Origin of the sequence: Azonexus sp. (assembly GCF_047638095.1) — a bacterium.
In the GTDB taxonomy this organism is placed as follows: Bacteria; Pseudomonadota; Gammaproteobacteria; order Burkholderiales; family Rhodocyclaceae; genus Azonexus.
Window position 1 is genome coordinate 1 of record NZ_JBLJBW010000069.1, and the last position, 8,879, is coordinate 8,879.

At 64.8% G+C, this 8,879-nt stretch carries 10 protein-coding genes; all 10 read left to right on the top strand.

The window, feature by feature from the left end; translation table 11 throughout:
* Positions 1 to 864: beta-ketoacyl-[acyl-carrier-protein] synthase family protein (locus ACM62Q_RS12545; protein ID WP_415037094.1), on the top strand; the 864-nt coding region annotated here is incomplete at its 5' end.
* A 15-nt stretch (positions 865 to 879) separates the two neighbouring features.
* Complete coding sequence (locus tag ACM62Q_RS12550; protein ID WP_415037096.1) at positions 880 to 1,164, top strand: phosphopantetheine-binding protein; 285 nt, start codon at positions 880 to 882, stop codon at positions 1,162 to 1,164.
* Positions 1,164 to 1,820 (top strand): hypothetical protein, encoded by a 657-nt coding sequence (locus tag ACM62Q_RS12555; protein WP_415037098.1) that lies wholly within the window; start codon positions 1,164 to 1,166, stop codon positions 1,818 to 1,820. The genes ACM62Q_RS12550 and ACM62Q_RS12555 overlap by 1 nt, the downstream gene beginning before the upstream one ends.
* Positions 1,817 to 3,193, top strand: coding sequence for an AMP-binding protein (locus tag ACM62Q_RS12560; protein ID WP_415037100.1), 1,377 nt, complete (start codon positions 1,817 to 1,819; stop codon positions 3,191 to 3,193). The genes ACM62Q_RS12555 and ACM62Q_RS12560 overlap by 4 nt, the downstream gene beginning before the upstream one ends.
* Positions 3,186 to 3,494 carry a 3-hydroxyacyl-ACP dehydratase FabZ family protein gene (locus ACM62Q_RS12565; protein WP_415037102.1) on the top strand — a complete coding sequence of 103 codons (309 nt, stop codon included), beginning with the start codon at positions 3,186 to 3,188 and terminating at the stop codon, positions 3,492 to 3,494. Before ACM62Q_RS12560 ends, ACM62Q_RS12565 begins: the two co-directional genes overlap by 8 nt.
* Positions 3,491 to 4,390: an acyl-CoA synthetase gene (locus tag ACM62Q_RS12570; protein WP_415037104.1), complete on the top strand. Its 900-nt coding sequence runs from the start codon at positions 3,491 to 3,493 to the stop codon at positions 4,388 to 4,390. Before ACM62Q_RS12565 ends, ACM62Q_RS12570 begins: the two co-directional genes overlap by 4 nt.
* On the top strand, positions 4,390 to 4,956 hold the full coding sequence (locus ACM62Q_RS12575; protein ID WP_415037106.1) for a LolA family protein: 567 nt from the start codon (positions 4,390 to 4,392) through the stop codon (positions 4,954 to 4,956). The genes ACM62Q_RS12570 and ACM62Q_RS12575 overlap by 1 nt, the downstream gene beginning before the upstream one ends.
* Positions 4,956 to 7,274, top strand: a complete 2,319-nt coding sequence (locus ACM62Q_RS12580) for an MMPL family transporter (protein WP_415037108.1) — start codon at positions 4,956 to 4,958, stop codon at positions 7,272 to 7,274. The genes ACM62Q_RS12575 and ACM62Q_RS12580 overlap by 1 nt, the downstream gene beginning before the upstream one ends.
* Positions 7,275 to 7,277: 3 nt before the next feature.
* Positions 7,278 to 8,072 carry a polysaccharide deacetylase family protein gene (locus ACM62Q_RS12585; protein ID WP_415037110.1) on the top strand — a complete coding sequence of 265 codons (795 nt, stop codon included), beginning with the start codon at positions 7,278 to 7,280 and terminating at the stop codon, positions 8,070 to 8,072.
* Positions 8,069 to 8,815 carry a methyltransferase domain-containing protein gene (locus ACM62Q_RS12590; protein WP_415037112.1) on the top strand — a complete coding sequence of 249 codons (747 nt, stop codon included), beginning with the start codon at positions 8,069 to 8,071 and terminating at the stop codon, positions 8,813 to 8,815. Before ACM62Q_RS12585 ends, ACM62Q_RS12590 begins: the two co-directional genes overlap by 4 nt.
* Positions 8,816 to 8,879 lie beyond the last annotated feature (64 nt).

An 8,879-nucleotide genomic window follows, 5' to 3' on the forward strand; every position in this document is an offset into this window, starting at 1 on the left:
GGGCGCGAGCGCCTGTCGCCGCTGGCCGTGGTGCTCGGCATGAATAACGCCGCCAATGCCCATATCTCGATCCAGCTGGGCCTGGGCGGGGTGAGCATCAGCCATACGGTGGCCTGCGCCTCGTCGGCGGTGGCGATTGGCGAAGCCTTCCGCCGGGTGCGTTCGGGCGAGGCCGAGGTCATGCTCACCGGCGGCTCCGACGTGCCCCAGGCTTATGGTGTGGCCCGCGCCTGGGAGGCCTTGCGCGTGCTGGCACCGGGCAATGCGGAAACTGCGGCGCAGGCCTGCCGCCCGTTTTCCTCCGAACGGCGGGGTCTGGTGCTCGGTGAAGGCGGGGCGGCCCTGGTCCTGGAAGAGTGGGAACATGCCCTCGCCCGTGGCGCCCGCATCTACGGCGAAATCGCCGGTTATGGCACGAGTTGCGATCACAGCCATCTGGTCAAGCCGGAAGCCGCCGGGCAGGTGCGCGCCTTGCATGCGGCGCTGGCCGATGCCGGGCTGAGCGCTGCCGATGTCGATTACGTCAATGCGCACGGTACGGCTACCGCCGAAGGTGATCCGGTCGAAATCGAGGCGCTGCGGCAGGTGTTTGGCCCCCATGCCAAGAGGCTTGCCGTCAGCGCCAGCAAATCCATGCATGGTCACTTGCTTGGTGCCGCCGGTGCCATCGAGGCCATCGTCACCGTTCTGGCCCTACGCCAGCAAATTGCCCCGCCCACGGCGCACCTGGACGCTCTCGATCCGGCTTGTGCCGGGGTCGAACATCTGAGCCAGGCCAGCGCCCGACCGTTGCGCGCCGCCCTTTCGAATTCCTTTGCCTTTGGTGGCAGCAACGCCGTTCTTGCTTTGCGCGCCGCCCCCTGATCTCACGGATTGCCCATGTCTACTGCCCCCACGCCGGAAACCCTTGCTGCCTTGCTGCCGGAAATCGCCCAACTGATCGTCGAAGCGCTCAACCTCGAAGTGACGGCAGACGAGATCGCGCCCGATGCGCCGCTTTTTGGTGATGGCCTCGGGCTGGATTCCATCGATGTGCTGGAAATCGCCCTGGTCATCTCCAAGCGTTACGGCTTCCAGCTGCGCTCGGACAATGCTGACAACACTCGTATCTTTGCTTCTCTGCGCGCCTTGACGGCACATATTGCCAGCCAGCGCACGCAGTAATGCCGAGTCGCCAGGCTAAATTCTGGCGCGGTCTGGCCGTGCTGCTGCTGTGCGCGGCCTGGGCCGTGGCGGCGCATTACGCCAGTGCCGGACATGGCCCGGCCGATTTCAATACGGCGCTGGGCTGTTTGCCGCTGGTGTTTTTTGCCGTCGTCGTGGCCCGTCCGCTGGGCTGGTTTGGGCGCGGTTTGCTGGCGGCTGGCTTCGGCACCCTGTTGTTCCTGCTCTGGCCGCATTTGCGTGCGGATGTCGCTTGGCTTTATTACCTGCAACACCTGGGTATGCACCTGGGCTTGGCCTGGCTTTTTGGCCGTAGTTTGTTTACCGGTGGCGATGCGTTGATCACCCGCATCGCCCGCCAGTTGCACAGTGCCCCCTTGTCGTTCTTGCACGAACGCTATACGCGGCAAGTCACGGCGGCCTGGAGCCTTTTTCTCGTTGCCAATGCGCTGATTTCCACGCTGCTTTTCTTTCTTGCGCCGCGTGCGATTTGGTCGATACATGCCAATTTGCTCACCTGGCCGCTGGTGGCGCTATTTTTCATCGGTGAATTGCTCTTGCGCCGGCAGGTGTTGTTGCCGGAAGAGCGCGCCGGCTTATTCGCTTCGATCCGTGCTTACCGCAGCGCGCAATCCGATTCACGTCCTCGCTCATGACTGCACAGGCTGTCTTGCCGCTTTTTTCCGGCGCTGATCTCGATGCGCTCGTCGCTTGGCGCAGTGTGTCCGGTGGGGTGGTCGAACCGGTGAGCTGCCGCCGCTTGCTGGCCGAGGCGACACTGCTCGCGCAGCACCTGTCGCCCTTGCTGGCTCCAGGGGGCGGTATCGTTAACTTGTGTGCCGACCGCTATCACTTCGCCTTGGGTTTTGTGGCCGGTCTTTTATGCAATGCGGTGAGTCTGCAGCCGGCGTCGCACGCGTATGAAACGCTCGCCGAAGTTGCCGCCGATTACCCGGGTAGCCTGTGTCTGCGCGATGGCGACGACAGTGTGCTGCCCTCGGCGCTGCATGATTTTCCGCTGCCCGACCTGAGTCTTGCCCAGCTGGACGGGGTCACTCAACCACCGCAGATTTCCGTCGACCGGGTGGTGGCGATCCTGTTTACCTCAGGTTCCACCGGCCGGCCGCAGGCACAACGCAAAACCTGGGGCAAGCTGGTCGCCAACGTCGAGGCCGGCACCCAGGCGCTGGGTTGGGCGCAGACGCCGCACAGCATCGTGGCCACCGTGCCGGCGCAGCATAGCTACGGTTTTGAATCGAGCTTCTTGCCTGCCCTGCAGGCCGCCTCGCCGTTCTGGGCGGGCAAGCCCTTCTATCCGCAGGACATCGCCGCCGCACTGGCCGCCGTCCCTCGACCGCGCTGTCTGCTGACGACACCGTTTCATCTGGCCGCCCTGCTCGATGCCGGCATCGACATTCCGGCGCTTGAGGGCTGCGTGTCTGCAACCGCACCGCTGACGCCAGAGCTGGCGGCGCGTGCCGAGGCCGTGCTGGGCGCGCCCCTGCTGGAAATTTATGGGTCGACGGAAAGCGGCCAGCTGGCCAGTCGCCGTCCGACACAGGAGACGGCGTGGACCTTGCTGGCGGGGGTGTGCTTGGCAGAGACTGCCGGCCAGATTTTCGCCAGCGGCCGCCATGTCGAAGGGCGGGTGCCTCTGGGGGACCGGATCGAGCAGCTGGCGGATGGGCGTTTTGCGCTGCTCGGGAGGCATGCCGACACAGTCAACGTGGCGGGCAAACGCACCTCGCTGGCGTGGCTCAATCACCAGATCAGCGCCATTCCTGGGGTGCGCGACGCGGCGTTTTACCTGCCGGCCGGAGGTCCCGGGCAGCATGTCGTGCGGCTGGCGGCATTCGTCGTCGCGCCCGGGCTGTCGCCGCAGGATTTGCTGGCGGCGCTGCGCCCACGCATCGATGCCGTTTTTTTGCCGCGCCCATTACGTCTGCTCGAGGTTTTGCCGCGTAACAGCACCGGCAAGCTCACTCAGCAGGCGCTGGAAACCCTCTATCAGCAGGCTCTCCATGAGTGAGCAGGTCTATCACCATAGCTGGCAGGTGGCGGTCGATCACCCTGTCTTTGCCGGGCATTTCCCCGGGCGGCCCATCGTGCCGGGGGTGCTCATCCTCGATCAGGCGCTGTTGTGCGCGCAGCACATGCAGCCGGCGCGCCGCTGGCAAATTGCGCACAGCAAGTTTTTGCGCCCGGTTGGTCCCGGGGCGCAGTTGCAATTTACGCTGACGCCCGATGCGCGTGGGAGTATTGCTTTTACCGTCACGGCAGATGGCGATAGCGTTGCCATTGGCAAATTGCAGGCGGTTGCCGCGCCATGAGTAGCAAAGCCGCCTGGCGTACCCAGCGGGAGCGCAGCAATTTGCCCACCCTCCGCTTGATGGTGTGGATTTCCCTGAGTTTTGGCCGGCGCTTGAGCCGCCTGGTGCTCTATGGCATCGCCCTGTATTTCACCCTGTTCGCACCGCGCGCGCGCCAGGCCAGCCGTCCGTATCTGCAGCGCGCACTGGGGCGAACCCCCGGCTGGCGCGATCATTTTCGTCACATTCTGGCTTTTGCCAGCACCATTCACGACCGCATTTATTTTCTCAATGGCCGGACCGATCAATTCGACATCGAGGTGTACGGTGCCGAAATCCTGCATGCAGCGCTCGCCGAGCAGCCCGGTGCCTTGTTGATTGGGGCCCATCTGGGCAGTTTCGAAGCCCTGCGCGTGCTGGGGCGCGAGCGCGGTGGCCTGGCGGTTGCCATGCTCATGCACCCCGACAATGCGCGCAAAATCGCTCAGGTGCTGGCGGCCATTAATCCGGCGGCACAGAACGACATTCTGCCGCTGGGCCAGCCGGATTCCATGCTCGCCGCCCGTGACCGCCTGGATGCCGGGCATCTCGTCGGTATGCTGGCGGATCGTGGTCTGGGAGAGGATCCCAAGCATCTCGCACCCTTTCTTGGTCAGGCGGCGGCTTTTCCGCTCGGGCCGTGGAAAGTCGCCGCCCTGCTGCGTCGGCCGGTGTTTTTCATGGTGGCGCTGTATCTTGGCGGGCGGCGTTACCGTATTCATCTCGAACCCTTGGCCGATTTTTCCCGGGTGGCAGCGAGCGAACGCGAAGCGGCCATGCACGCCGCCATCGAACGTTACGCCGAGCGTCTGAGCCAGCATTGCCGGCAGACGCCCTACAATTGGTTCAATTTTTACGATTTCTGGAAAACCTCCTGATGCGCCGCGCCCTGCTGTGTTGTCTTTTTGTCTGCCTTTTTCCGTTGCCGGCGGCCGCTTTTGATCTGGGCGATTTGATGCGCCATCTGGTCGCCCATCCGGGCGGCAAGGCGCGCTTTGTCGAAACCAAACATCTTGCGGTGCTCGACCAACCGCTGGTGGCGCGCGGCGAGATGAGCTATACCCCGCCCGGACGTCTGGAAAAACGGACTCTGTCGCCAAAGCAGGAAACCCTGCTGCTGGAGGGCAATCGCCTCAGCCTGCAGCGGGATCGCCAGACGCTCAGCATCGATCTGGCCAGCCAGCCCCAGGCGCTGGCCTTCATCGACAGCATTCGCGGCATCCTCGCTGGCAACCGGCAGGCGCTGGAACAGAATTACAGCCTCCACCTTGCCGGCCGGCTGGACCAATGGACGCTGACCCTCTTGCCGCGCGACATGAAAATGGCCGAACTGGTGCTGCGCATCACGGTGCAGGGTTCGCGCGGGCAGCTGCGGGCCATTGAATATCTGCAGGCCGATGGTGATCGCAGCGAATTGCGCATCGAGCCAATCGGAGGGCAGTGATGCGCCCCGCCCTGAAAAGCGCCCTGATCTGGCTGGCGGCAATGGCTGCCGGCCTGTGGCTGATCTACAGCCAGGCGCGTTTCAACGCCGACATGAGCTTTTTCCTGCCCAGCGAGCCGACGCCGGAGCAACAGGTACTGGTCGACCAGATCCGGGAAGGGGCAGTGACCCGCCTGCTCATGGCGGCGATTCAAGGCGGTGATGCGCCGCGCCGCGCTGAGCTGTCACAAGCCCTGCGCCAACGGCTGTTGCAGACGCAGCATTTCATCTCGGTGGAGAACGGGGTGCAGGAAAGTCTGGAGCGCGACCGTGACCTGTTGCTGGCGCATCGCTATGTCCTCAGCCCGGCAGTAAGGCCGGAACGCTTTAGCGAGGCGGGCCTGCGTGCGGCCATCACGGACAGTGTCGATTTTCTGTTGTCGCCGCTGGGGGCCTTGTTCAAGCCCTATTTGACGCGCGATCCGACCGGCGAATTGCCAACCTTGATCCGTCAGCTCCAGGCCAGCGCGCAGCCGGCCAGCCGCCACGGCGTGTGGGTGTCGCCCGACGGCGAACGGGCGGTATTGCTGGCACAAACGCGGGCGCTGGGTTCGGATACCGACGGTCAGGAAGCCGCTCTGGTCGCATTCAAGGCGGCATTTACGGCCCTGGCCCCGCAGTTCGGCGGCGATTTTGCGCTCAGCTTGTCTGGGCCGGGCAAGTTTGCCGTCGATGCGCGGGCCACCATCAAGGACGACATCCAGCGCCTGACCCTGATCAGCATGTTGGCGATTTTTGCCGTGCTGTTTGCCGTTTATCGCTCGGCCCGCCTGATTCTGCTCAGCCTGCTGCCCATTCTCAGCGGTGTGGTCGCGGGGGTGCTGGCGGTGGCTCTGGCCTATGGCACGGTGTTCGGTATTACCGTGGGTTTTGGTGCGGCGCTGATTGGTGAGGCGGTCGATTATTCCACCTATTATTTCGTGCAGTCCGGCCGCAGCGGCGTGGCGGTTTGGCGGCAGCGATTCTGGCCGACGGTGCGTCTCGGTGTGCTGACCTCGGTCTTTGGTTTCGCGGCCCTGCTGTTTTCCGGTTTTCCGGGTTTGGCGCAGCTTGGCCTGTATTCGATTGCCGGAGTTGTCGCCGCGGCTCTGGTGGCGCGTTATATTTTGCCGGACCTGGCCGGCACCCTGCCCGGCCGCCTGGCGGAACGCCCGCCGCTGGCGTTGAACTGGATTCACGCCTTGCCGCGTGTGCGCTGGCCGGTGCTGGCGCTGGCCTTGGTGGCGCTGGGCTATATCGTCGTTGAGCGGCAGAGCTTGTGGCAGGCCGACATTTCCGCCCTGAGCACCGTCAGCATGGCCGAGGCGCACGCCGATGGTGAATTGCGCAGCGACCTGGGTACTGCCGATTCGCGTTATTTCGTCGTCGTACGCGCGGCCGATCAGGAAAGTGTCTTGCAGGCCGCCGAGCGGGCGGCCGCCCGTCTCGACCCGCTGGTGGCAGATGGCACGCTGGCGGGCTACGACACGCCCACCCGTTTCCTGCCCAGCCTGGCCACCCAGGCCGCCCGCCGTGCTGCCTTGCCGGAGCCAGCCGAACTGCGCCGCCGCCTGGCCGCTGCCAGCGTCGGCCTGCCGCTCTCGGCGCAGCGCCTGCAACCCTTCATCGACGACATCGCGGCGGCCCGCACCGCGCCGGCGCTGCAACGCGAAGCGCTGGCCGGCAGTCATCTCGAGCTGGCGGTCAGCGCCCTGACCCTGCATAACGAACATGGCTGGAGCGTATTGTTGCCCTTGCGTCCGGCCGTCACCGCCGAGTTGAGCATTCCCGTGGAACGCGTGCGCGCCGCGCTTTCCGGCAGCGATGCGCTGTTCGTCGACATGAAGGGCGAATTCGATGCCCTGTACGCCAGTTATCTGGATGAAGCCATTTTGCTCGCCCTGGCGGGGGTGGCAGCGATTTTCCTGACGCTGGCCGTGGTTTTGCGCCAGCCGCGCCGGCTCATGACCGTCACCCTGCCCCTGGTGCTGGCCGTGCTGTTTGTCGTCGCACTCTTGCATCTGGCCGGGCAAGCGCTGCATTTGTTGCATTTGATCGGCTTGCTTCTGATCGTCGCCGTCGGTTCGAATTACTCCTTGTTTTTCGATCTAGCCGAAGATGGTAGGCATGATCCCGGCACCCTCAATTCGACTTTGATCGCCACGCTGACGACGGCGATTGGTTTCGGCACCCTGGCCTTGTCCCAGGTGCCGGTATTGAAGGCCATTGGCGTCACCGTCGGCCCGGGGGCGCTGATTGTTTTCCTCCTGGCCGCGATTTTCGCGCCGCGTCAGGCTTGAATCATGCCTCGTCGCTGGCAAGCTTCCCCCACCCTGCAGGCGACTTTTGCCCTGCATGGTGCAGCCGCCGTCGGGCTTTTGAGTGCGCCGCAGCACTGGCCTGCCTGGCTGGCCGCGCTCGCCGCCAACCACGCCGTGCTCACCGCTGCCGGCCTGTTGCCGCGCTCGACGCTCCTGGGGCCGAACCTCGTCCGCTTGCCCGCTGCGCACCCGGATGCCGTCGCACTCACCATCGATGATGGCCCCGACCCGGAAGTCACCCCGCAAGTGCTCGATCTGCTCGATGCCTGCGGCGCACGCGCCAGTTTCTTCTGCATCGGCCACCGGGCGCGGGCGCATCCTGCCCTGTGCCGGGAAATCGTGGCGCGTGGCCACCGCATCGAAAACCACGGCGATGCCCACGCCAAGACCCTCGCCTTTTTCGGCCCCGGCCGCCTGCGTGCCGATATTGCGGCGGCCCAGGCGAGTCTGGCCGACATCAGCGGCCAGGTGCCGCGTTTCTTCCGCGCCACCGCCGGTCTGCGCAACCCTTTTCTGGAGCCGGTGCTGGCCGGGCTGGATCTGCAGCTGGCGAGCTGGACGCGCCGCCCTTACGACACCCGCTGCGCCGATCCTGCGACCGTTCTCGCCCGCCTGACGAAAAACCTGGCGGCCGGCGACATTCTGCTCATGCACGACGGCCACGCAGCGCGCAGCGCCAGCGGGCGGGCGGTCATACTCGAAACCCTGCCTGCGCTGCTCGAATTGTTCCAGCAGCGGGGATTGCACACGCTCACCCTGCACGCCGCCTGTCCATGACACCACAAAAATTCTTGCCTTTGCTTCTCGATGAAGCCAGTCAGCCCTTTCGCGCTGCCGGCCGCTTTGCCTACCACTACACGCGCGGCAAGCTGTCCTCCGACAGTATTTTTCGTGAATTGCTGCGCCGTGGCATCTTGCCGCCGGCCGGGCGTTTTCTCGATCTGGGCTGCGGTCAGGGAAGTTTGTTCGCCTGGTTGCTGGCGGCGCGCGCGTTGCACCAGCGCGGCATCTGGCCGGAAGACTGGCCGCCGCCGCCGGCCCCCAGCGCGCTGCGCGGCGTTGAGCTGATGCCCAAAGACGTGGCGCGCGCGGCGCAGGCATTTGGCACCGATCATCCCAGCGTGCGCATTGAACAAGGTGACATGAATGCCGCCGATTTTGGCCGGGTCGAAGTCGTGACCATTCTGGATGCCCTGCACTATTTTGATTTCGCCCACCAGGAAAGCGTGCTGCAGCGTATCCGCGATGCGCTCACGCCGGGCGGGCTGTTTCTCACCCGCGTCGGCGATGCCGCCGCCGGCTTGCCGTTTCATCTGTGCAATCTGGTCGATCATGCCGTCACCTTCGTGCGCGGCCACCGCCTGCCCCGGCTCTACTGTCGTCCATTGAGCGAATGGGTGGCGTTGCTGGAAAAACTGGGTTTTCTCGTTGCGACGGTGCCGATGAACGAGGGCAAACCCTTCGCCAACATCATGCTGATCTGCCGCCTGCCGGACGATCAAGCCCCTACCCTCTGTTAGAATCCGGGCATGTTTTCCCCCTGCCAAATCACCGCCAGCACCCTCACCACCTGTCTCGGACGGG

Bases quoted from the DNA above. Each gene is read 5' to 3' on its own strand.
- ACM62Q_RS12590 (WP_415037112.1), top strand. From the start codon at position 8,069: ATGACACCACAAAAATTCTTGCCTTTGCTTCTCGATGAAGCCAGTCAG.
- ACM62Q_RS12555 (WP_415037098.1), top strand. From the start codon at position 1,164: ATGCCGAGTCGCCAGGCTAAATTCTGGCGCGGTCTGGCCGTGCTGCTG.
- ACM62Q_RS12575 (WP_415037106.1), top strand. From the start codon at position 4,390: ATGCGCCGCGCCCTGCTGTGTTGTCTTTTTGTCTGCCTTTTTCCGTTG.
- ACM62Q_RS12580 (WP_415037108.1), top strand. From the start codon at position 4,956: ATGCGCCCCGCCCTGAAAAGCGCCCTGATCTGGCTGGCGGCAATGGCT.
- ACM62Q_RS12560 (WP_415037100.1), top strand. From the start codon at position 1,817: ATGACTGCACAGGCTGTCTTGCCGCTTTTTTCCGGCGCTGATCTCGAT.
- ACM62Q_RS12585 (WP_415037110.1), top strand. From the start codon at position 7,278: ATGCCTCGTCGCTGGCAAGCTTCCCCCACCCTGCAGGCGACTTTTGCC.
- ACM62Q_RS12570 (WP_415037104.1), top strand. From the start codon at position 3,491: ATGAGTAGCAAAGCCGCCTGGCGTACCCAGCGGGAGCGCAGCAATTTG.
- ACM62Q_RS12550 (WP_415037096.1), top strand. From the start codon at position 880: ATGTCTACTGCCCCCACGCCGGAAACCCTTGCTGCCTTGCTGCCGGAA.
- ACM62Q_RS12565 (WP_415037102.1), top strand. From the start codon at position 3,186: ATGAGTGAGCAGGTCTATCACCATAGCTGGCAGGTGGCGGTCGATCAC.